Raw genomic sequence first — 21,352 nt, 5'->3', positions numbered from 1 at the left:
ACCGAAAGACCTCCATGCGACAGCACGTCACATCGCCGGCCCTGGCGCTCGCCCGTCTCGTCCTGGCCTCCGGCCGCTCGGTGGATCTCGCCGAGCTGCGCTTCACGTCGACGTACGGCGACCTGCTGGAGGGCTATCCCTGCAAGCCGGTGAACGACCTGCGGATCCGCGGCCTGCTGCGCTCCGCCGAGCGGGCCCGCCCCGGTACGCCGGTCCACCTGCTCCCGCCCCGGCGCGAATACCCCGACCAGTACGCGGGCGGCCTCGGACCCGTCGAGGTCCTGCCCGCCGTGGCCTGCGTCGGCACGTTCCACTCCACGGCCCTCGATCCGGCCCGCGATCCGGTCGCCTACCGCTCCCGGCTCACCGTCCTCTGGTTCCAGGCCACGCCTCGCCTGCCGTCGGGCTGCGACGCGGAGCCGGGGCTGCGGGACCTGGACTGGGCTGGACTGGCGCGGGACGCCCGGGCTCTTGCGTAGGGTCGTCCGATGAGCGCTTCCCGGACGGAACTGCTGCGCTGGCAGCACGAGTTGACCTGGTCGTTGTTCGAGTACCACCTGGAGCGGCTGGAGCCGGAGGACTTCCTCTGGGAGCCCGCGCCGCTCTGCTGGACGATGCGCAGGGGCCCCGACGGCACCTGGGTACCGGACTGGGCGGACACCGAGCCCGACCCCGTGCCCGTCCCCACCATCGCCTGGGTGAGCTGGCACATCGGCTGGTGGTGGAGCGTGGCCCTCGACCACGCGCAGGGCCGCCCGCCCCGCGACCGCACGGACATCGCCTGGCCCGGCGAGGGCACGCCGACCATCGACTGGCTGCGCGGCCTCCACACGGAGTGGCTGACCGTCCTGAACGGCCTCACAGACCCCGACCTGGACACCGCGGCACCCTTCCCCTGGCAGAACGACCCGCAGTACACGGTCGCGCGCATGGCGGCCTGGGTGAACGCGGAACTGATGAAGAACGTGACGGAAATCGGCCACCTGCGAATGCTGAGGGCGGCGTCGGCATGAGGGGGGGTCGGGCTCGTCGTTCTTCGCGGCTGAAGGCGTAGGGGGGCGGGACGGGCGGCGCGGCCGGGCGGCGCGGCCGGGCGGCGAGGCCGACCGGACTGACGGGCGGACGTCGCGGCCGGACTGACGGCGCGGCCGGACGGGCGGCGCGGCCGGACAGGCGGCGCGGCCGGGCGGACGGATGGATGGATGGATGGGCGGGCGGGCGGGTGGCGAGGACGGACGGCGCAGACGGACGGACGGCGCAGACGGACGGGCGGCGCGGTCGGACGGAGGGCGCGACCGGCGGACTGACGGGCGGACGGCGCGACCGCACGGACGGCGCGACCGGGCGGCGCGACCGGACGGCGCGACCGGACGGCGCGGGCCGACGGCGAGGCCGACCGGACTGACGGGCGGACGTCGCGGCCGGACGGGCGGCGCGGCCGGACTGACGGGCGGACGGACTGACGGGCGGACGGACTGACGGGCGGACGGATGGATGGATGGATGGGCGGACGGCGAGGACGGACGGCGCAGACGGACGGACGGCGCGGCCGGACGGCGCGACCCGGACGGACGGCGCGACCGGGCGGCGCGACCGGGCGGGCGGGCAGGCGGGCGGCGCGGGCGGGCGGCGCGGCCGGGCGGCGCGGCCGGGCGGACGGCGCGGGCGGACGGACGGCACGATCGGACGGCACGACCGGACGGGCGGCACGACCGGACGGACGGCGCAGCCGGGTCGTGCGTGGCATCGTGGTGGCATGAGCATCGACGTCCGGCCGGCCACGGTCTTCGACGACGTCCGTGCCGTGCTGGGGCCGAAGGCGCCCGGTGCGAACGTCTGCTGGTGTCTGAGCTACCGGATCCCCTCCAAGCTCAACAACGAACTGCGCGGACCGGCCCGAGGCGAGTACGTCGCCGAGCTGTGTCACCAGGAGCCCCCGCCCGGCGTGCTCGCCTACGACGGCGACGAACCGGTCGGCTGGGCCGCTGTCGCCCCGCGCGCGGACACCTCCTTCGCCCGCAACCGCAAGATCCCGCACGTCGACGACCTGCCCGTCTGGTCGGTGTGGTGCGTCCGGGTACGCCCCGGCCACCGGAAACAGGGCATCTCGCACGCCCTCATCGCCGGCGCGGTCGAGTTCGCCCGGGCCCACGGCGCACCGGCGATCGAGGCGTACCCGCTCGACAACGGCGACGCCAAGGTCGACCTGACGATGGCGTACCCGGGCCTGCGGAAGAACTTCGAGCGCGCCGGCTTCACCTACGCGGCAGCCACCACCTCGGTGCTGGCCGGTCATCCCCGGATCCTGATGCGGCTCGACCTGCGCACTTAAGCGCACACGGAAATGCCCGACCGCTGGCGACGGGGGATGCACCAGCGGTCGGGCTATGGCCAAGGGTAACAAGCGCTTGCCCATCGGAAGCGACTGTTCGTCAGCAAAGCCGCTGGTGTGACTCGTATCACTCAACTGCGGTGATTGCAGGGCCTGTTGGGCGGCCCGGACCCGTCAGGGCTCGCACGGCGGGTCGTAGGACAGCCGGGGCAGGTACTCGCCCCAGGTCTCCGGCGTCAGAACGCCCCGGGTCATCGTGCAGACGCGGCGTGCGGCCTCGTCGACGTCCAGGTTCCACAGCCGGATGGTGTCGGTGCCGCTCGACACCCCGATCATGTGGCTGTTCGGGCTGAACGACAGGAAGGTGCCGCCGCTCTTGGCGTTGGGGCTCATCGACTGGCCGATCGCGGTGGCCCTGGCGGGGTCGGAGAGGTTCCAGAGCCGTACGGTGCTGTCGTTGCCGCCGCTGGCCAGGGTATGGCCGCTCCGGCTGAACGTCAGGGACACGACGGCCTCGGTGTGGCCCGTGAGGCTCGTCCGCTCCGATGCCTTCGAGGGGTCCGCCATTCCCCAGAGCCGGACCGAGTTGTCGTCGCCGCCGCTGGCGAGCGTCTTCCCGTCGGGGCTGTAGGCGAGGACGTTGACCGCTCCGAGATGACCCTTGAGAGGCGCGCCGCGCAGCACGGCACGTCCGGGGTCCGTCACGTTCCACAGCCGGATCGTGCCGTCGGCGCTGCCGCTGGCGAGCGTACGGCCGTCCGGGCTGAAGACGAGGGAGTTGACGTACCCCTTGTGACCGGTGAGGGGCGCGCCGAGGGGGCGGGGACGGGACGGGTCGCCGATGTCCCACAGCTGGACGGTGCGGTCGTCGTCGGCGGTCGCCAGCAGGCGCCCGTCCGGGCTGAAGGCCAGCGGGTCGGCGAACCGGATGCGCAGGGGGACGGGGGACCCGTGCGGGACGGGGCGGTCCGGATCGCCGAGGTTCCACAGCTGCAAGGCCCGGTTCCCCGTCACCACCGCGAGGGTGCGGCCGTCCGCGGAGAACTCCAGGGAGCGCACGCCGCCCTTCGGCCGGAACGGTTCGCCCATCGGCACGGGCCTGCCGGGCTTCCGTACGTCCCACAGCCGGACCCGTCCGTCGAGCGCCGCCGTCGCGAGCACCCGCCCGTCCGGCCGGAACGCTCCGGTCCGGCCGATCATGTCCGCCGTCGGCAGCGCCCACAGCCGGACCTTGTTGTCGCCCGACCCGGTGGCCAGGGTGCGCCCGTCGGGGCTGAAACCGAGCGCGTACATCTCGCCGCTGCTGCCCGCCAGGGGCGCGCCGACCTGCGACGGGTACGCCGGATCACCGACCTTCCACAGACTCGCCGTGCTGTCCGCGCTGGCGGCGGCGAGCATGCTGCCGTCGGGGCTGAAGGCCACGGACCACACCGGGCCGGTGTGGCCGGTGAGCGGCGTCCCGATCGCTGCCGGGTGACGCCGGTCGGCCATGTTCCAGAGCCGGACGGTGTTGTCCGAGCTGCCGCTGGCGAGCGTACGGCCGTCGGGACTGAAGGCCACGGAGTGCACCGTGGCGGTGTGGCCGGTCAGCGGCTCCCCGACCGGCTCCGGACGCCGCGGATCGGTCACGTCCCACAGCCGGATCGTGCCGTCGTCGTCGCCGGCTGCCAGCGTCCGGCCGTCCGGGCTGAACGCCACCGAGCGCACGGCGGCCTTGTGCCCGGTCAGCGGCTTCCCCAGTGCCGCCGGCCGGCGCGGATCGGCCACGTCCCACAGCCGTACGGTGTGATCGTCGCCGACGGAGGCCAGGGTGCGCCCGTCCGGGCTGAAGGCGACCAGGTAGATCGTGCCGTCGTGGCCGGTCAGGGGCTTGCCGAGCTGCTTCGGCCGGCCGGGGTCGGTCACGTCCCACAGCCGGATCGTGCCGTCGTCGGAGGCGCTGGCCAGGGTGCGCCCGTCCGGGCTGAAGACCGCGCTGCTGACCCAGCTGGTGTGGCCGGTGAGCGGCTTGCCCAGGGGCTTCGGACGCTTCGGGTCGGTCACGTTCCACAGCCGTACGGTCCGGTCGTAGCTCGCGGTGGCGAGGGTGTGGCCGTCCGGGCTGAACGTCGTGAGGTAGACGGCGCCGCTGTGGCCGACCAGCGGCGTGGACAGCGGGGCGTTCACGATGGAGATCAGACGGCTGCTCGCGCCCTTGTCGTCCGGCCGCAGCCGGTGTGCCACCAGGTCGAGCTGCGCGGACAGCGAGGGGTCCGTGTACTGGACGCGGTCGGCCTGGGCGAGCACCTGTTCGAACACGGCCTCGTCCCGCTGCTTCCAGGCGACGACGGCCGCCCCGACGGCCAGCACCGCCAGCACGACCAGGGTCGCCACCGCGCCCCGGCTGATCCAGATGATGCGCCGGCGCAGCCTGACCGAGGCGGCCAGGAACTCCACCGCGCTCCGGGTCAGAAACGTGTCTCCGGCGGATTTGGCCCATCCGTGGGCCTGTTCCAGCCGGGAGCCCCGGTAGAGGAGCGAGGTGTCGCGGTCCGACTCCTCCCAGGCCCGGCCGTCCTCCTCCAGGCGCTGGCGCAGCAGGTTGCCCTGCCGGTCGTCGTCGATCCAGTCGCGCAGCCGCGGCCAGGCGTGCAGCAGCGCCTCGTGGGTGATCTCCACGGTCTCCGCGTCGAGCGTCACCAGCCGGGCGCGGACCAGCGCCTCCAGGGACTCCTCGGTCTTGCCCGGGTCGGTCGACTCCTCCGCCAGCTGGCGCCGGGTGCCCCGCCGGCGCGTGGCCTGGGTGTCCTCGCCGAGCCGGACCAGCCGCAGCAGGAGCAGCCGGGCCGCCGTGCGCGCCGCCGGGTCGAGACCGGACCAGGCCCGCTCGGCGGTCGCCGCGACCGCGCCCTGGATGCCGCCGGCCGCACGGTACCCGGCGAGCGTCAGCCGGCCCGCCTTCCGGCGCTGCCAGGTGGCGAGCAGGGCGTGCGAGAGGAGCGGCAGCACTCCCGAGTCGTGCGCCCCGCGCGGGCCGTCGGCGCTCACCTCCCGGACGATCAGCTCCGCCAGGCCCGGCTCCAGTTCCAGGCCGACGGCCTTGGCCGGGCCCGTCACCGCCTCGCGCAGCTCCGCGGTGGTCAGGGGGCCGAGCACCATGTGCCGGTGCTGGAGCGCGTCGGCCAGCTCGGGATACCTCAGGCACTGCTCGTAGAAGTCGGCCCGTATGCCCAGCACCACGACAGCCGGGGCCTGCTCGCCGTCGCCGGCCGGCGAACAGGCGGCGTGCAGGACCTCGACGAAGGCACGCCGCTCCGCCTCGTCGGAGCAGAGGGTGAACGTCTCCTCGAACTGGTCCACGATGACGACCGGCCGTGCGCCGGACGGCGCCGCACGCCGCGCCCAGGCGGCGACGGCGGCGCGGACGTCAGGGCCCCTGGGGACGCGTGGGCCCACGGTGGCGGGGACGACGGGGTCCTCCGCCCCGGGGACGCCTGGGCCTACTGCGGCGGGGACGACGGAGTCCTCCGCGCCGGGTGCGTCGGCCGCGGCCCCGGCCGGGACGACCGGCGCCAGCTCGGGGATGCACCGGGTCAGCTCCGCCAGGGGATGACCGCCGGGTACGAGCTGGACGACCTCCGTTGCCCGGCGGCCCCGGCCGGCGCCGTCACCACCGCCGGTACCGCCGTCCTCGCCGTCACCACGGGCGCCGCCGTCCAGGTCCTCGTCCAGCACCCCGTCCCGCAGGGCGGGCACCAGCCCGGCGTTCAGCAGCGAGGACTTCCCCGCACCCGAGGCGCCCACGAGCATGACCAGGCCGCCCGTCCCCGCCACGGCCCGGAGCTGGGCGACGAGCGCGTCCGTGCTCCGCTCCCGGCCGAAGAACCACCGGGCGTCCTCCCTGCGGTACGAGGCCAGCCCCCGGTACGGGCACACCCCTGCGGGCGGCGCGGGCGGGGCCTCGGCGTCCGGCCGCCCCTGCTCCGCGGAGTCCGGGCCGCGCTCGCCGACCGGGCCGGCCACCGCCGCCTCCCACAGCCGCTGCCACTGGCCGAGGTCGTACAGGCCCGGGGACACCGGCGTGGGCCGCGCGCGCCGCGCCTCGGGGATCAGCACGTGCAGCACCGCCGCGAGGGCGGTGAACTGGGCGGGTACGTTCCGTGCCCGGCGCCAGTCGCTGATGCGCTGCGCGGACACCCGGACGGGACGCCCGCGTTCGTCGACCCGCTGGAGCCGGGCGACCGCTTCGGACACACGTTTGAGCGGCGGGTTCCCGGCTTCCTTGTACAGCAGTGCGAGGCGCTCCGCGAAGGCCGTGCGTGCCCCGGAGTCGGAACCCAAGGTCTCCACTCCTCAACTCCCCGCGCCTGGACGTCCGGACCGGAAAACTCACTCTATATGCCTGACCTGCGGCAATACGGCCCACCCGGAACCGGAGACTCCTCGTCGGCGGGCGGAACTGGCAGGATCCGGACGCAGCAGCGCACTCATCCGGTCAAGTTCCAGCACCGTCAGACGAAGTGCCCCCACCGTTCGGTACCGGTCCCCACGAGGGGAGGGACCGGTGCCGGACGACGTGGTGATCCTCCCCGTCGGACCGCTCTCCAACCCTGGATAACTGACGACCCGTCAGCTATGGTCTGCCTGCCGTTGCCAAGGCCGGCCTGCCGTACCGCTTCCGGAGCGACGTACAGGGGTGAGCACAGTGGAGACACGTCCCGAGAGCCCGCGACCGCAGGGCGCCCCGCGCTGGGTGGCGATGCACTACCGGCCCGCCGAGCGGACCTGGCGGGCAGCCGCGGAGTCGCCCCACCGCTCACCCGTACTGCACGCGCTCGGCGAGATGACACAGACCCTGCGCGCACGTGGGGACGAGGTGACCTTCGCCCTGTGGGGTCCGAAGGACGGCGACTGGCACCGGTTCGACACCCCCTTGGAGCAGGCGGCTTCGTCCCGTCCGGAACCGGAGGCCCCCGCCGCCGAACCGGCCGGCCTGGCGGAACGCATGACCGGCCGCCGCCACCAGGTCCTCATGTCAGGGCTGAGCAGGGCGGGCCTCTACGACCTCTCCCCCGAGGACGACGCGGCCGTCCAGGCCCTCGCCGAGCGGCTCGACGAGGCCGCCGTACGCCGGGTCGCCCACTGGCTCGCGGCGGCCGGCGCGCGGTAGGGCGGGCCGGTTCAGCGGGCCCTGCGCTGGGCAGGCAACACCTCGGGTCCCACCGGCTTCCGGTATCGGCCGGTGGGGGGACGAGGGGATGAAGGGGATGAAGGGGCAAAAGGTCTCTGTCGACCGCGAGCTCTGCTACGGCTCCGCCGAGTGCGTCCACAGGGCCCCGCGGGTCTTCGAGTTCGTCGACGGATTCGGTGTCGTCCGCCCGGGCCACGAGGAGGCGGGCGACGCCCCGGAGATCCTGGAGGCGGCGGAGAAGTGCCCCAGCCAGGCCATCAGCATCACCCTCACCGACGCGCCCCCGTCACCGGACGTTCCGTAGCGAGGGCCCATGCCGGTACCGAGCCTGCTCGCGGTCTTCGCCCACCCCGACGACGAGTCCCTGATGGCGGGCGGCACCCTGGCCCGGCACGCGGCGGCGGGCGCCCGCACGGCGGTCGTCACGGCTACCTGGGCGGCGGACACCCCGCGCGCCGCGGAACTGGCCGACGCCCTCCACATCCTCGGCGCCGGCCGGCCACGCATGCTGGGCTACGCCGACTCCCGCGTCCCGCGGTCGGCCCCGGGCAGCCCGCGCCTGTGCGACGCCCCGCTCGACGAGGCGGTGGGCGCCCTGGTCGCGCGGATCCGGGACTTCCGCCCGGACGTCGTCGTCACCCACGACGCCTACGGCGGCCTGACCGGCCACGAGGACCACGTCCACACCCACCGCGTGACGCTGCTGGCGGTCCACGCCGCCGGACTCGAACGCCTCTATCCGGAAGCCGGTGAGCCCTGGCAGCCGAGCGCCCTGTACCTGTCCACGCACCCGCACTCCGCCGTCCGGGCGTGGGGCGGCCCCTTGGCCCCCACGGGCAAGAGGATGCGCACGGTCCCGGACGACCGGGTCACGGCGACCGTCGACGTCACCCCCTGGCTGGACCGGAAGATCGCCGCCGTGCTGGCGCACCGCACGGAGGTGGAACGGGGCGCCGCCCCGGGCCTGATCGCCGCGCTGCCGGGACCTGAGCGGGAGCGGTTGCTCGGTACGGAGTGGTACATCCGCCATGACCCCGTCGTCCGGGCGCCGGCAGGGACGGAACTCCACCCATAGTCCGGTGACCGGCTCGGGTGAGTGCCCAGCTCAGTGCCCCGCTCAGTGCCCAGCTCAGTGCCCCGCTCAGTGCCCCGCCGGAAAAGGCCACCGAAAACCGGCCAACGCCCGGGCCCTGGCCTCCACGACCGCCATCCGGGCAGCGCGCTCGGCTCGGTCCACATGGGCCGTCTGCCCGGTCACCTGCCCCTCCCACTTCCGGTACAGCAGCCCGACCTCCCCCGAGAACCATCCCCGGCTCACGGCGTTCAGCGCGAGCAGCAGCCCCGTGTCCTCCGACGCGGGCAGCGCCATCCAGCCGCCGAGGGCGAGCAACAACTCCCGGCGGACGAACAGCGAAGCCGGATGGACCGGTGCGAGGAAGCCGTTGGCCTTCCAGTGCTCGAAGACGACCCCGCGCTCGATCGGCCCCTGGTCGGGGTCGCCCGGGAAACCGACCGTCGACCCGTCGGGCATGAGGTCCAGCACGCGCGACGTCGCCCAACCGAGCCCGCTGTCGGCCTCCAGCGCCGCCAGATCCCGCGCGAGCGTGCCCGGCGTCAACTGGTCGTCGGCGTCCAGGACCTTCACGTACGCACCCTCGGCATGCGCCAGCGCGATGGTCCGGGCGACACCGGGCCCCCCGGCCCGGCCCTGCCGGAACGTCACCCGCTCGTCGTCGGGCACGTACGGCCGTACGTCCGCGCTCTCCCCGTCCTCCTGGATCACCCAGTGCCACTCCCAGCCCTCCGGCAGCCACTGCTCGCGCAGGGACTTGTGAGCCTCCGGCAGGAACCGCGCCGACGGGCCGTGCACAGCGGTGACGACGACGATGCGCCCCCTCACGCCCGCACTCACCACCTCTCACTCACCCCCACGCACACGGAAGGGGCCGCCGAGCATAGCTCGACTGGGACGCCTGTTCTGCGTGCGGGAGGGGGGCCTCAGGAGGAGAATGGGACGGAGGGAGCTGAGGCATCATGACGTCCCCCACAGCCCCGGAGTACCAGTCCTATCTCGGTACCTCAACCGCCAGACACCCGAACGAACGCGCAAGGCTCGTGGTCGCCGTAGGCTCCGTGTGGATCGCCTTCGGCCTCATCCTGGTCTTCATAATCCCGACGGGAGGCACCGGCCTTCTGTTCCTCTTCTTGACAATCCTCTTCGTCGTGGTGGCCGAGTGGCTCTTCCACCGGCTGCAGAAGGCCAGCCTTCTCGGCCGCGCCATCAAAGTGACACCTGACAGCTTTCCGGAGATCCACGCCGAAATCGCCGAGCTCCAGCGGAAGTTCGACTACCACCGGCCGGTCGACGTCTACGTGGTCGACGAGGTCGACGGGAAGATGACGGTGACCAGCCTGCTCGGAACGCGGGTACTCCTCATCGAGGGAGGGTTCGCAGCGGACCTCCAGCAGGACGGCCCCGCGGCCCTGCGCTTCATGCTGGGCAACTTCATCTGCTGGCTCAAGTACCGGCACGGGCGGCTGACCCTCTCCATGGTCGTTCTCGAGCACCTGAAGTGGCTGGCGTACGTCGCCCCCTGGATGCTTCCTTACTGGCGTTGCTCGGAGTACACGTGCGACCAGTCCGGCTACCTGTGCGCCGAAGACCTCCATGCGTCCCTCGGCGTGATAGCCCGCCTCGCCGCCGGGAAGGAACTGGGTCCCGGCATTTCCCCCACGGGCGTTCTCGAGCAGGCCTACCAGGTGTCCCGGCGTCCCCTTTCGCGCTACGCCGAACTGACCCAGGCGCAACCGCACCTGGTGAACCGCTACGTCAACCTCGTCGCATTCGCCGGGTCCCTGGTGCCTGCCGACTTCGAAAGGTTCCGCTCCGGCCTGGACGAGAAGGGCCGCCGCCTCCTCAGGGACCTCCTGCTGCAATCCCCTCACCACCAGTCGTCCGGCGGCTCGATCCCCCGGTCGACGACCGGACCCAGGTGAGCGACGAAGACGGCGCAGACCTCGAGAGTCTCCGGCTCGGCAGGCGGGCGCTATCCACCGGCAGCCAGTGAAGAGACCAGCACCGCCCCGCCCCCCAGGACGATCAACTGCACGACGCCGGGGATACGCCATCCCAGGGCGAGGAGGCCACCGCCTGTCAGTACTGCGCCCCCTCCCAGAAGCCACAACGCCTGCGACGCCGCCCGCGACGCACTCGTCGGACTGACGCCGTCGCTTTCGTAGCTGTCGGCCCATCCCGCCATCCCAACGCCGTACACCGACCAAGCGATGAGCATGAAGTCGATGACGAGTAGCGCCAGGCTGACCCCGATCTGCCGGCCGGTTGACGGCTCATTCACCCGTCTCATACCCACTGCCGTCCCGTCGGGAGGCGACGATCCACTAAGTGCATGCGGTCAGCATGGTGCTGCAGCGGACACCGCACATGAGCACAGGTACTCAGATGCGTCGTCTTCGACGAGCTGACCTCGCCCCTCCCAACCCTAGGACTGTGACCCACCGCCCCGTTTCAGTGCCTGTGCCACGCGGGGCAGTTCCTCGTACAGCAGTCGGCCGACCAGCGCCCCGCCGAAGACGACAACGCCCACGCCGACCAGCCAGGACTGGATGACCAGGACGGTTCCGACGGGCCCGTAGGTGACGGTGTTGGACGCGATCAACGGCGAGAAGACGAGCCTGGAGAAGACCCTCAGGCCGAGCAACCCGATCATGGTGGCAACGGCGCCGGGCATCAAGGCACGCCAGCGGACCCTCCCGCCGAGCAGCAGTCGCTGAGACCACCACAGGAACAGGACGGCACTCAGCGACGCGAGGGCCCCACCTGCCAGAGGTTCGCGCAGCAGCGTGGTGCTGGCCGAGACGTAGAGATATCCGGTGAGGACGCCGAGCCACACCACATGCCGCCACCTGGCCCACCAGCGGGCCGGCGGCAGGCCCCAGACCTTCTCGTAGCCGGTCTGCACCGCCGCCCCGAAGGTCAGGCCGAACACGGCAAGGGCGGCGATACCGAACGCGGTCGTGGTGCGCAGGGCCTGGCCGGGCGCGGTGAACAACTGCTCGACCTGCCGCCGGGAGGCTCTCGACACACCAAGCCCTTCCCCCAGCCACTGCGCGAACCCCCGCCCTTGCTCGGGATCAGCAGCGGAGACGATGATCAGCAGCGGCACGAGCGTGAGGAACCCCAGCGCCGCGAAGCCCAGCGAACGCGACCACAGCTCGATGGCCCTGCTCCGCCGCCACCCGCGCCCGACTGGAGAGCGGCTGATCACGCGGCTCAGCGGCCCGAACCGAGAGGAACGGTCCGCGGCACCGGAAGGCTTCGTCGGCATGCCCTGCCGAGTACCACGTTCGAAACCCTTGCCGCGCCAGGTCGAGACGCAGAGGTTCCCGGATAGCCTGGAAAACAAGAGCTCAGACCAGCGAAACCGGGACGCCGGGGGCGCAGCAATGCTTGTCGTGCCCTCTCAGCCGCCCGTCACAACAGGAACGATCACTGCGGCGACAGCCGACAGCAGGCCTCCTACAGCGAGAGCGCGGCTCGAAGAGCCAGCCGCTGAAGGCTCCCCGCCGACCTACGCGTCGAGCTCGTCACCGGGCTGCGACCAGCGCTTGATGATCTCTACGGGCGATTCCGGGGCTGGCCACACCTGGATACGGATCTGCCCGCCACTTCAGACTCTGGCCGACCGCCATCTCCAACCTCGAACGCGGCCTTCGCCGCGACGACGAGCTCGCCAGCACCTACCGGGACTGGCTCAACGCCGCTTGATCACACGCGAGGTCACACCACGTCCGGCCACTGACGACCATCAGCGGAGACACCCACCGGCCGACCGGCACGAACGAAGTCGCCGTACTCGTCCTGGACGACGCCCTCGTTGACCCAACGATCCCGCTCGGCTGCAACGTGCTGCTCGGCGATCCGCAGCGCGGCCAGCGGGTCCTCAGCCATGCCCAAGAGCAGCCCGAACTCGCTGGCCTCGTCGTCTGGATCGAACGGCGGGAACTCGCCCAGGTCCAAGAAGCTCTCGCTGCCGACGTCCTCGACCGTGTGGAGATAGACCTCAAACGGCCCCTTCGTTGCACGGACCTCGACATAGCGCACACCAGGGTGCTCTGCCGAGCCGCATGGCCCAAGGAACTGCTCTACCGAACGGCCCCGCCGCAAGGCCCCAAGAATGAACGGCTCCACCAAGTACCGCACCCGGCCACAATACGGTCCCCACCCCACCCGCACGGCTTGACGATCAATAGGAGCATCAGCCGGAGATGCGGTACCACCGTGCCCCTTCCGTGCCCGAAACGACGGGAAGCCACGGGGGACCCAAGGCAGTCACGGGCACGAACACACGGCGACGGCCCCCGACCAACTAACAGGTCAGGGGCCGTTCTCACTGCTAACCACGCGGAGGCGGTGGGATTTGAACCCACGGTGACATCGCTGCCACGACGGTTTTCAAGACCGTTCCCTTCGGCCGCTCGGGCACGCCTCCCCGCGCCGGCCGTGATCGGCGGCGCGGGGACAAGGGTAACGGGTCGGTGCGCGCAGGTGGGGGTCAGTTGTCGCCGATGCGCGAGCCCAGGGTCACCTCGGCCGTGTGCTGCTTGCCGCCGCGCTCGTAGGTGATCGTGACCTTGTCGCCCGGCTTGTGGGTCCAGATCTCGCCGATCAGGGTGGGCCCGGAGTCGATCACCCGGTCGTCCAGCTTGGTGATGACGTCGCCGGGCTTGAGGCCCGCCTTCGCGGCCGGGCCGCCCGGCTCGACCGGTGCCGCGCCGCCCGCGCCCTGGTCGGTGATCTGGGCGCCGTCCGAGCTGTCGTCCAGGGAGACGGACGCGCCGATCTTCGCGTACACCGGCTTGCCGGTCTTGATCAGCTCCTGGGCGACGTACTCGGCCTGGTTGATCGGGATGGCGAAGCCCAAGCCGATCGAACCGGACTGGCCGGTGCCGAAGCCGCCGTTGCCGGTGGACTGGATCGCGGAGTTGATGCCGATGACGTTGCCCTGCGCGTCCAGCAGCGGCCCGCCCGAGTTGCCCGGGTTGATCGAGGCGTCGGTCTGGAGGGCGCTCATGTACGACGCCTGGCTGCCGCTGCCGTCGCTGGAGGCGACCGGGCGATTCTTGGCGCTGATGATGCCCGTCGTCACCGTGTCGGACAGGCCGAAGGGGGCGCCGATCGCGATGGTCGCGTCGCCGACCGCCACCTTGTCGGAGTCGCCGAGGGTGAGCGGCTTCAGGTCCGACGGGGCGTTCTTGAGCTTGATGACCGCCACGTCGTAGCCCTGCGCGTGCCCGACCACCTCGGCGTCGTACTTCTTGCCGCTCGGGAACGTCGCGGTGAGCTTGCCGCCGTCCACCGCGCCGGCCACGACGTGGTTGTTGGTGACGATGTGGCCCTGCTTGTCGAAGACGAAGCCCGTGCCGGTGCCGCCCTCGCCGTTGGTGCTCTCGGCCTCGATCGTGACCGTGCTCGGCAGCGCCTTGGCGGCCACGCCCGCGACCGTGCCCGGGTCGCGCTTGACGTCACCGCCGCTGCTGGAGGCGGAGACCGTCGTCGAGCCGGTGCTCTCGTCGTTGTTCTTCGCCAGCGTGTAGCCGAGACCGCCGCCCAGGCCGCCCGCGACCAGCGCCGCCACCAGGAGCGCGGCGGCCAGACCACCACGGCCACGGCCGGACTTCGGCGCCGGCTGCTGGTACGAGGAACCCCAGCCGCCGCCGGAACCGGAACCGCCGCCGTACGGGGAGGTGGGCGGCGGGGGCGGGGGCCAGGAGGGGTCGGGGGCGGAGGAGGAGACGCCGTGATGTGCGGCGCCACCTGAAGCGCCCTGGCCGTGCGCGGACTCTCCCTGGGAGTCCTGTCCGTACGGTCCCGGCCCCTGAGATGTCTGTCCCTCGGGCGCCGGAGCAGCGGGAGCGTCCACCGGCACGGGGGGTGCGGACGGGGCGGGGGGTACCGCGGTGCCCTCGTTCTCGGTGCTCACAGCTTCTCTCCTCGATCCACGGCTGTTTCCTGGGTCGCACTCGGTCACGCTTTTTCACGCTGGCGACGGTCCGGCGCGATACAGCTGTGCTTGTCCCTTTGTATGCCGTCAGCTTTTCCCACTGGCCGTCAGAGCACCATAAGCGGTGGCTGTGCGTCCGGGGCCATTCTTTATATAGGTCATTACTGATGAAAAGGATGCAATTCCAGTGCCTCCGTCCGGACCTGTGAATCCGCCGGGTCCGTCCGACCAGACGCGTACCCGCGCGCGGTGGCACCATGACGCGGTGACCCACGCACGGCAGCATGTGATTCAAGTCGTCGCCCACCGCGGAGCCTCCGAGGACGCCCCGGAACACACCCTGGCCGCGTACACCAAGGCGATCGAGGACGGCGCGGACGCCCTCGAATGCGATGTGCGCCTCACCGCCGACGGCCACCTGGTGTGCGTACACGACCGCCGGGTCAACCGTACGTCCAACGGCCGCGGCGCGGTCTCCGCCCTGGAGCTCGCCGACCTCGCCGCCCTGGACTTCGGCTCCTGGAAGACGGGCGAGGCCTACAAGGGGCGTGACGAGGACCCCGACTGGGAGCACCGCCCGGAGGACCGTGAGGCGACGTCCGTCCTCACCCTGGAGCGGCTGCTCGGACTCGTCGCCGACGCCGGACGCCGGGTGGAACTGGCCATCGAGACCAAGCACCCCACGCGCTGGGCGGGGCAGGTCGAGGAGCGGCTGCTGGTCCTGCTGAAGCGGTTCGGCCTCGACGCCCCGGCCACCGCCGAGGAGTCCCAGGTGCGGGTCATGAGCTTCTCGGCCCGCTCACTGCACCGCGTGCGTGCCGCCTCGCCGACCCTGCCGACGGTCTACCTGACGCAGTTCGTCTCGCCCCGGCTGCGCGACGGACGGCTGCCCCTGGGCGTGCGGATCGCGGGCCCGTCCATCCGGCTCCTGCGCAACCACCCGGTCTACGTGGAGCGCCTGAAGCGGGCCGGCCACCAGGTGCACGTGTGGACCGTGAACGAGCCCGAGGACGTGGATCTCTGCGTCGGCCTGGGCGTCGACGCCATCATCACCAACCGCCCGCGCGCGGTGCTGGACCAACTCGGCCGCTGAGGTTCCGAGACGACCACATGTGTCCCACCAAGCCGACCACATATGTCCCATCAGACCCACGCACACCTCTTGACCTCACCGCTTGACGGACGTGATCCTCGCCTCTCGGCCACACCGATGAAATCAAGCCACACGATTACAGGGAGTGCTCCGGCGCGTTCGATCCGTATTCGGTTGTGGTGAATGCGTCACCGGACGTGGATTGGCCGGTTTCCGGTACAGGCCAATGGGGCATCCACACCGTGGCGTGGGGCGAAGGAGGTCTCGGGGGTGGCGTTGGTGGTGGCACAGGAGGTGCCCACGTCGTCGAGCATGGCCGTACCCCATGGCCCTGCGGGCGTGGGGGAAGCGAGACACCGGATGCGTGCACAGTTGCGCAGAGGTGGCGTAGCGGAATCGGTCATCGACGACGCCGTACTGATCCTTTCCGAACTTTTGAGCAACGCGTGCAAACACGGCAGACCCCTGGGCGACGCGTTCTCCGGCGACGGTGACGTCCGTGCCGCCTGGCGCGTGGACCCCTCCGGCCGGCTCATCGTCGAGGTCACGGACGGCGGCGGCCCGACCCGCCCCGCCCCGGCGACCCCGTCGGTCACGGCGCACGGCGGCCGCGGGCTGAACATCATCACCGCGCTGGCCGACGACTGGGGCGTCCGGGACGACATCCGCGGCGAGGTCACCGTGTGGGTCGTCGTCCACGCCGACGTGTACGACCCGGACGCCGGCCACCGCCGCGACGACTTCGCGACGCGGGTCACGGCTCCGGCGGTTTCCCAGATACCCGGGCTGGACTTCGCGGACGCCTTCGACGACATGGACTGACCCGGCACCGGCCTGACCCGGCACCGGCCCGTCCCCGGGCTCCACGACCGGCGTCGTCCACGCCCCGCGATGTCCACACGACCCGCGTCGTCCAGACGCCCCATTCGTCCACACGACCCGCGTCGTCCAGACGCCCCATTCGTCCACACGACCCGGGTCGTCCGGACGACCCACTCGTCCACACGACCCGCGTTGTCCACAGGATCCCGTCCCCCGAGGTGTGAACGGCTAGGCTCGCGAGCGTACGAGACGAGCCGTAACCGGGAGACCCATCGATGGCCAAGAAGCGACCCCAGACGAAGGCCAAGCGCCCGCAGATCACGGACGGAGAGATCCCGGTCGTCGGCGCTCGTGAGCCCTGCCCCTGCGGCAGCGGCCGCCGCTACAAGGCCTGTCACGGCCGGGCCGCGGCCCACGCCGCGACCGAGCTGGTGCACCGCCCCTTCGAGGGCCTGCCCGGCGAGTGCGACTGGGTCGCCCTGCGCGAGCTGGTCCCGGCGGCCACGGCCGGGCTGACGCTGAAGGGCGGCCTCCCCGAGGGCGTCCCGGCGGTCACGCTGGCCACGGTGCTGCCGATGGCCTGGCCCGCCCTGCGCCGCGACGACGGCTCGGTCCTGCTCGGCCTGCAGAACGACACCTCGTCGGGCGACATCAGCCGCGACCTCGCCGACATCCTCCAGCGCGCCCTGGAAGCCGAGCCCGGCACCCCGGTGCAGGGCCGCCGCGCCCCGGCCGACGGACCGCGGCTCCAGGATCTGCTCGACCCGGAGGGCGCCTTCGAGCCAGAAGTGCACAGCGGCTTCGAGTTCTGGGTGCCGGACCCGGAGAACGCCACACCGGAGGTGTCCGCCTCCCTGGAGCGGGCCAACTCCGCGGCCATCCCGACCGTCAAGCTCCAGGGCGTGGACGCCGCGTACTGGTGCGAGACGCCGGAGAAGAACCATTTGCGGTGGGTCATGCCGCACGCCGAGGAGCAGCTTCTGGACGCTCTCGCGCGGCTGCACGCCGCGGGTCGGTCGAGTCTGGGCGAGGGCACCCGCCTGGTGGGCTCCTTCCGCGCTCACGGGCTCACGGTGCCGGTCTGGGACCTGCCGAGCGGGGTCACGGCCGAGGACGTGGAGAAGCCGGCGGCGGAGTTCGCCGAGCGCCTCGCAGCCGCCCTGGCCACGGACGAGCCGCTCACTCCGGATGAGCGCCGCGCGCGTGGCGGCCTCACCAACCGGCAGGTCACACTCAGCTGACGGCTCGCCACAGGGTCCGGTCCGGCTGCTCGGACGGCCGGCCGGACCCTCGCCCTACGGACAGGTGACACCCTTCACAACTCCCGGCCGGGGCAAGCCGATCGGTGACTGGAAAGGGCGAGATCGAATTTGCGAACAGCCGATCTCTTGTTACCGTTCCTGTAGCCCGGTTGCTGGTGCATCCCCCGTCGCCAGCAACCGGGTCTTTTCATGTGCGCAGCCGTTCACCGAACGCAGCATCTTCTCAACTGCTCGTCCAGACAGGCGAGTTGCTCCCCGAGCGCAGCAGCAGCGGCCCCTGGCCGGCCCGCCTGGCGAACTCCGCGACCGCCGTGTAGGCCGCCAGATTCCCGCGTGCGGGCTCCCGAGGTGTCTCACAGATCCCCGGCTCGTCCTCGGCACCCACGGCGCAGGTGATCCGCACGGTCCGGGCGCCGGGCCCCATCAGACTCAGTACGGCGTCCAGCGCCTCGCCGGTCGCATTGCGGTAGTAGGTCCGCGCCCAGGTGTCCGCGGCCTGGGTCACGACACAGGTCTGCGCCTCGACGCCTTCGGGGGAGGAGAGTTCCGGACCGCAGCGCACGGCGGTCGACAGGCCCGGGTCGAGGGCGGGGAGACCGGCCGCGGCGGACGGCGCCTTGCCGTCCGCGGACGGCGGGGAGGAACGTACGCCGTGCTGTCCGGAACCGGACACAGAACCGCCGCGTGCAGCGGCACTCTTCGCCGGGCCCCCGCCAGGTGCCGTACCCCCTGACTCCGTGGAACCCGGGAACCCCGGAGACCCCGCGGACGCCACCGCGAGCGGCAGTGCGACGGCGCACGCCGCCACCACGCTCGCGAGGGCGAGCAGTCGGATCTTTCGGGGGTCCCGGGAGCGGGTCCGGGAATGACGCGGCATGGCCCCGGAACATAACGCCCCGGGACGGAACCCGGGCTCGGCGCGCCCGACAGCTCTAGAACTCGGGCGCGCTCACACCCGTACGAGTGAGGGCCTCGACCACGGCGTCCACCACGGCCTCCACATCGGGCACCCACGGCGAGGCCGAGCCGGGCAGCGGCGCCCGCTCCCAGCGGATCTCGCCCTGGCCCGTCTCGGACGGGGGCAGTGCCAGATAGCCGCCCTCGCCGTGGAAGCGGAGGGAGCCGGGCACGAAGTCCTTGGCGTAGAGCAGTTCGCCGAGCTGCTCCATGGAGTACGGCTTCACGAGGATCGCCCAGCGCGTCGGCGAGGCGACGACCGGGCCGAGCCGCAGCCCCGAGCGGTCGAGCGCTTCGAGGGCGCGGGCGGCCGGCAGGGCAGGCAGGGAGACCGCGCAGGGGGCCTTGCCGCCGGTGGCCAGGACGATCGGCGCCGTCGGCCGGTTGCTCCACCACCAGCGGACCATGCGGCCGTCGGTGGTGGCCGCGAGGAGGCCGGGGTCGAAGGGGTGGGCGCCGGGAACCGTGCACTCGGGGTCAGGGCAACCGCAGCGGCTGCGCCCCTCGGGGTCCGCCGCCACGCCCGGGAGTACGGGCCACTGCCATTCCGTCGCGTAGGTCAGGGCCGCGCCGATCAGCTCAGGCCTCCCGTCGCTGCGCTGGGACAGGAGCCTGCGTCGCCTTCCGAGGATCTCGCGCATGAGCGCTCGTTCCTTTCCGTTGCACGCCGGCAACACCGTGGTCCACATCACATCATGTGTCGATCACTTCACTGTGCGTACCTGTTGGCGCATCACACCCCTGCCGTGCGCAAGGGGAACCCCTATGGGTCGAGCAATGGCTGCCTCCGCGGCCGTCCCGCCCATACTGCGTCTATCAAAAGCACGGGCGTGGCGTAGGGGTGGCGAAGTATGGCGTTTGCCGTCGCGCGTATTTCTCTCCGCCTCCGCCACGGGAGGATGGGGCACGGTCGTCGGTGGATAGGACGCCCGGGTCCGTCACCAGGTTCCGGGTAGTTCCCAACCACCCCTGGTCTTCACCGAGTACGTACCCATCGCGACCGTTGTGACGCTCTGTGGAGCAAGGCCAGTCGACCGCAATAAGCCGTCCCATGCGGCAGTTTTAAGCCAGCTTTGCTTTTCCGCAAGAGGAAGGAGAGTTGTTCCCTCCGACCTCAGGGACACCAGGAATCCCAGCAGGACAATGCTGGACATCTCCTTACGAGTGCGTGTACATGTGGAGACACTGCTAGCGGCGCAGAATGACATGGGGGTTTGCGATGCTTTTGAGCAGTACGCGCTGGTCGGAAAGCCGGACGCCATGAACGCCCCGCACCCTCCGAAAGTGGCCGGAATCGATTCAACGGTTCCGGCACCCGCACACACTGTCGCGCCCGTCGCGGCGGGTACCTCCCCGGCCGCGCCGCCAAACCCTGCGGCCCCACCGGTCACGGTGCTCCAGGACCGTCTCGCCGGCTGGGTCTCCGACCTCACCACCCTCCACGAGCTGACCGAGCGCCTGACCCGCACGTCCGCGCTCGACGAGGCACTCCAGGAACTGCTGCGGGCCGGCGCCGCCCTGGTGGGCGCCCGCCGCGGCCTCGTCGTCCTGGAACCCGGAGACGGACTCGGCCCGGACACCACCATCGGCCTGGGCCTGGCCCGCGCCGACCTCGGCCACATCGAGACCGTGCCCCGCAGTGCCCTGTCCTACGGCCGGATCCTCGACGGACTGCCCGGCGGCGAGGACGGCGTCGCCGAGCCCGACCTGTTCGCCGAGGAGGGGCTCGACCCCCGCCACCGCGAGGTCGCGGCCCGCCTCGGCTACGCCGCCAGCTACGCCGTCCCCCTGACCCCCGAGTCCGCCGGGTCCACCGATTCCGCCGACCGCCTCGGCGCCGTCGTATGGCTCTACGACGAACCCGCCGAGCCGAACGAACGGCAGCGCCACCTCGTCGGCCTGTACGTCCGGTACGCGGCCGAACACCTCGCCCGGCTGCTCGAACTGGAGCGCACGCGCGCGTCCATGGCGACCATGTCGGACGAGCTGCTGCCCGCGCGGCTGCCGCGGGTGGCCGGTGTCCAGCTCGCCGCGCGGCACCGCACCGGCCCGCGCGGCGGCGGCGACTGGTACGACGCGCTGCCGCTGCCCGACGCCGCCCTCGGCCTCGCCGTCGGGTCCGTCACCGGGGCGGGGCCCAGCGCCGTCGCCGCGATGGGGCGGCTGCGGGCGTCCCTGCGCGCGTACGCCGTGATGGAGGGGGAGGACCCGGTCGCCGTCCTGTCCGACCTGGAGCTGCTGCTGCGGCTGACCGAGCCGGCCCGCTCGGCCACCGCCCTGTTCGGCTACTGCGAACCGGCCGCCCGCAAGATCACGCTGGCCGGTGCCGGGCACAGCCCGCCGCTGCTGATCGGACAGCGCCGCACCGAGTTCGTGGAGACGTCGGTCTCCGCCCCGCTCGGCATGCTCGCCTGCTGGGAGGCGCCGAGCGTGGAGATCCTCGCCGAGCCGGGAGAGACGGTTCTGCTGTACACCGACGGGCTGCTGCACCGCACCGGCGAGACCACCGACCGTGCCTTCGCCCGGCTGCACGCGGCGGCGGCCGGAGCGCCCCGGGCACTGCGGCGCGACCCCGGCGCCCTCGCCGATCACGTCCTGCGGAGCGTGCTGCCGAACGGGCTGGACGCGGCGGACGGGGCGGAGGACGTCGTCCTGCTGGCGGTGCGGTTCGAGTAACGCTCCTCGTCATAGCCC

At 72.0% G+C, this 21,352-nt stretch carries 19 protein-coding genes and 1 tRNA gene; 11 read left to right on the top strand and 9 right to left on the bottom strand.

Features of this window, described 5'->3' with window-relative positions; genetic code table 11:
* Positions 1–14 precede the first annotated feature (14 nt).
* The 3 genes from ACH4G3_RS13890 (at position 15) to ACH4G3_RS13880 (ending at position 2,332) form a co-directional block, all read left to right on the top strand.
* Positions 15–479 carry a hypothetical protein gene (locus ACH4G3_RS13890; RefSeq protein ID WP_397624646.1) on the top strand — a complete coding sequence of 155 codons (465 nt, stop codon included), beginning with the start codon at positions 15–17 and terminating at the stop codon, positions 477–479.
* A gap of 9 nt (positions 480–488) precedes the next feature.
* Positions 489–1,013 (top strand): DinB family protein, encoded by a 525-nt coding sequence (locus tag ACH4G3_RS13885; RefSeq protein ID WP_397624645.1) that lies wholly within the window; start codon positions 489–491, stop codon positions 1,011–1,013.
* A gap of 743 nt (positions 1,014–1,756) precedes the next feature.
* On the top strand, positions 1,757–2,332 hold the full coding sequence (locus tag ACH4G3_RS13880; protein ID WP_397624644.1) for a GNAT family N-acetyltransferase: 576 nt from the start codon (positions 1,757–1,759) through the stop codon (positions 2,330–2,332).
* A 174-nt stretch (positions 2,333–2,506) separates the two neighbouring features.
* Here the strand turns inward: ACH4G3_RS13880 and ACH4G3_RS13875 are convergent, their stop codons facing one another.
* Positions 2,507–6,661, bottom strand: coding sequence for an nSTAND1 domain-containing NTPase (locus ACH4G3_RS13875; RefSeq protein WP_397624643.1), 4,155 nt, complete (start codon positions 6,659–6,661; stop codon positions 2,507–2,509).
* 355 nt (positions 6,662–7,016) lie between these two features.
* Here ACH4G3_RS13875 and ACH4G3_RS13870 point away from each other — a divergent pair, with 355 nt between their 5' ends.
* From ACH4G3_RS13870 to ACH4G3_RS13860, 3 genes are all read left to right on the top strand, one after another.
* On the top strand, positions 7,017–7,481 hold the full coding sequence (locus ACH4G3_RS13870) for a hypothetical protein (protein WP_397624642.1): 465 nt from the start codon (positions 7,017–7,019) through the stop codon (positions 7,479–7,481).
* Positions 7,482–7,569: 88 nt separating this feature from the next.
* Complete coding sequence (locus ACH4G3_RS13865) at positions 7,570–7,806, top strand: ferredoxin (protein WP_397624641.1); 237 nt, start codon at positions 7,570–7,572, stop codon at positions 7,804–7,806.
* Between the two features lie 9 nt (positions 7,807–7,815).
* Positions 7,816–8,577: a PIG-L deacetylase family protein gene (locus tag ACH4G3_RS13860; RefSeq protein WP_397624640.1), complete on the top strand. Its 762-nt coding sequence runs from the start codon at positions 7,816–7,818 to the stop codon at positions 8,575–8,577.
* Positions 8,578–8,643: 66 nt separating this feature from the next.
* Here ACH4G3_RS13860 and ACH4G3_RS13855 read toward each other — a convergent pair whose 3' ends face one another.
* The gene (locus tag ACH4G3_RS13855; protein ID WP_397624639.1) at positions 8,644–9,402 is read right to left on the bottom strand and encodes a glycosyltransferase family 2 protein; all 759 of its coding nucleotides are present in this window, start codon (positions 9,400–9,402) and stop codon (positions 8,644–8,646) included.
* A 134-nt stretch (positions 9,403–9,536) separates the two neighbouring features.
* Here ACH4G3_RS13855 and ACH4G3_RS13850 point away from each other — a divergent pair, with 134 nt between their 5' ends.
* Complete coding sequence (locus ACH4G3_RS13850) at positions 9,537–10,499, top strand: M48 family metalloprotease (RefSeq protein ID WP_397624638.1); 963 nt, start codon at positions 9,537–9,539, stop codon at positions 10,497–10,499.
* Between the two features lie 50 nt (positions 10,500–10,549).
* On the opposite strand, the gene ACH4G3_RS13845 is transcribed toward ACH4G3_RS13850, so the two are convergent.
* The 5 genes from ACH4G3_RS13845 to ACH4G3_RS13825 form a co-directional block, all read right to left on the bottom strand.
* On the bottom strand, positions 10,550–10,867 hold the full coding sequence (locus ACH4G3_RS13845) for a hypothetical protein (RefSeq protein ID WP_397624637.1): 318 nt from the start codon (positions 10,865–10,867) through the stop codon (positions 10,550–10,552).
* A 135-nt stretch (positions 10,868–11,002) separates the two neighbouring features.
* Complete coding sequence (locus ACH4G3_RS13840) at positions 11,003–11,848, bottom strand: YhjD/YihY/BrkB family envelope integrity protein (protein WP_397624636.1); 846 nt, start codon at positions 11,846–11,848, stop codon at positions 11,003–11,005.
* Between the two features lie 452 nt (positions 11,849–12,300).
* Positions 12,301–12,624 carry a hypothetical protein gene (locus ACH4G3_RS13835; protein WP_366000539.1) on the bottom strand — a complete coding sequence of 108 codons (324 nt, stop codon included), beginning with the start codon at positions 12,622–12,624 and terminating at the stop codon, positions 12,301–12,303.
* Between the two features lie 301 nt (positions 12,625–12,925).
* A tRNA-Ser gene (locus ACH4G3_RS13830) sits at positions 12,926–13,012 on the bottom strand.
* Between the two features lie 63 nt (positions 13,013–13,075).
* Positions 13,076–14,503 carry a S1C family serine protease gene (locus ACH4G3_RS13825; protein ID WP_397624635.1) on the bottom strand — a complete coding sequence of 476 codons (1,428 nt, stop codon included), beginning with the start codon at positions 14,501–14,503 and terminating at the stop codon, positions 13,076–13,078.
* 286 nt (positions 14,504–14,789) lie between these two features.
* Between ACH4G3_RS13825 and ACH4G3_RS13820 the strand changes: the two genes are divergently transcribed.
* The 3 genes from ACH4G3_RS13820 (at position 14,790) to ACH4G3_RS13810 (ending at position 17,680) form a co-directional block, all read left to right on the top strand.
* Complete coding sequence (locus ACH4G3_RS13820) at positions 14,790–15,617, top strand: glycerophosphodiester phosphodiesterase (protein WP_397624634.1); 828 nt, start codon at positions 14,790–14,792, stop codon at positions 15,615–15,617.
* Between the two features lie 183 nt (positions 15,618–15,800).
* Positions 15,801–16,439 (top strand): ATP-binding protein, encoded by a 639-nt coding sequence (locus ACH4G3_RS13815; RefSeq protein WP_356928248.1) that lies wholly within the window; start codon positions 15,801–15,803, stop codon positions 16,437–16,439.
* Positions 16,440–16,714: 275 nt separating this feature from the next.
* A complete protein-coding gene (locus ACH4G3_RS13810) occupies positions 16,715–17,680 on the top strand; it encodes a DUF5926 family protein (protein WP_397624633.1) in 966 nt (321 codons plus the stop codon).
* Positions 17,681–17,924: 244 nt separating this feature from the next.
* On the opposite strand, the gene ACH4G3_RS13805 is transcribed toward ACH4G3_RS13810, so the two are convergent.
* Both ACH4G3_RS13805 and ACH4G3_RS13800 read right to left on the bottom strand, forming a co-directional pair.
* The gene (locus ACH4G3_RS13805; RefSeq protein WP_397624632.1) at positions 17,925–18,374 is read right to left on the bottom strand and encodes a hypothetical protein; all 450 of its coding nucleotides are present in this window, start codon (positions 18,372–18,374) and stop codon (positions 17,925–17,927) included.
* Positions 18,375–18,633: 259 nt separating this feature from the next.
* Complete coding sequence (locus ACH4G3_RS13800; protein WP_397624631.1) at positions 18,634–19,299, bottom strand: bifunctional DNA primase/polymerase; 666 nt, start codon at positions 19,297–19,299, stop codon at positions 18,634–18,636.
* 502 nt (positions 19,300–19,801) lie between these two features.
* On the opposite strand from ACH4G3_RS13800, the gene ACH4G3_RS13795 reads away from it, so the two are divergent.
* A complete protein-coding gene (locus tag ACH4G3_RS13795; RefSeq protein ID WP_397624630.1) occupies positions 19,802–21,334 on the top strand; it encodes a PP2C family protein-serine/threonine phosphatase in 1,533 nt (510 codons plus the stop codon).
* Positions 21,335–21,352: the final 18 nt, after the last annotated feature.

The sequence above is a fragment of the Streptomyces afghaniensis genome, from assembly GCF_044327915.1.
Classification (GTDB): Bacteria; Actinomycetota; Actinomycetes; order Streptomycetales; family Streptomycetaceae; genus Streptomyces; species Streptomyces afghaniensis.
Note: the sequence above shows the minus strand (reverse complement) of the source record. Positions and strands in the feature narration are given on the sequence as shown.

What these genes read in the sequence shown, in the direction of transcription:
- ACH4G3_RS13890 (WP_397624646.1), top strand. Translation starts at nt 15, where the DNA reads ATGCGACAGCACGTCACATCGCCGGCCCTGGCGCTCGCCCGTCTCGTC.
- ACH4G3_RS13885 (WP_397624645.1), top strand. Translation starts at nt 489, where the DNA reads ATGAGCGCTTCCCGGACGGAACTGCTGCGCTGGCAGCACGAGTTGACC.
- ACH4G3_RS13880 (WP_397624644.1), top strand. Translation starts at nt 1,757, where the DNA reads ATGAGCATCGACGTCCGGCCGGCCACGGTCTTCGACGACGTCCGTGCC.
- ACH4G3_RS13865 (WP_397624641.1), top strand. Translation starts at nt 7,570, where the DNA reads ATGAAGGGGATGAAGGGGCAAAAGGTCTCTGTCGACCGCGAGCTCTGC.
- ACH4G3_RS13860 (WP_397624640.1), top strand. Translation starts at nt 7,816, where the DNA reads ATGCCGGTACCGAGCCTGCTCGCGGTCTTCGCCCACCCCGACGACGAG.
- ACH4G3_RS13850 (WP_397624638.1), top strand. Translation starts at nt 9,537, where the DNA reads ATGACGTCCCCCACAGCCCCGGAGTACCAGTCCTATCTCGGTACCTCA.
- ACH4G3_RS13845 (WP_397624637.1), bottom strand. Translation starts at nt 10,867, where the DNA reads ATGAGACGGGTGAATGAGCCGTCAACCGGCCGGCAGATCGGGGTCAGC.
- ACH4G3_RS13840 (WP_397624636.1), bottom strand. Translation starts at nt 11,848, where the DNA reads ATGCCGACGAAGCCTTCCGGTGCCGCGGACCGTTCCTCTCGGTTCGGG.
- ACH4G3_RS13815 (WP_356928248.1), top strand. Translation starts at nt 15,801, where the DNA reads ATGCGTCACCGGACGTGGATTGGCCGGTTTCCGGTACAGGCCAATGGG.
- ACH4G3_RS13810 (WP_397624633.1), top strand. Translation starts at nt 16,715, where the DNA reads ATGGCCAAGAAGCGACCCCAGACGAAGGCCAAGCGCCCGCAGATCACG.
- ACH4G3_RS13800 (WP_397624631.1), bottom strand. Translation starts at nt 19,299, where the DNA reads ATGCGCGAGATCCTCGGAAGGCGACGCAGGCTCCTGTCCCAGCGCAGC.
- ACH4G3_RS13795 (WP_397624630.1), top strand. Translation starts at nt 19,802, where the DNA reads ATGCTGGACATCTCCTTACGAGTGCGTGTACATGTGGAGACACTGCTA.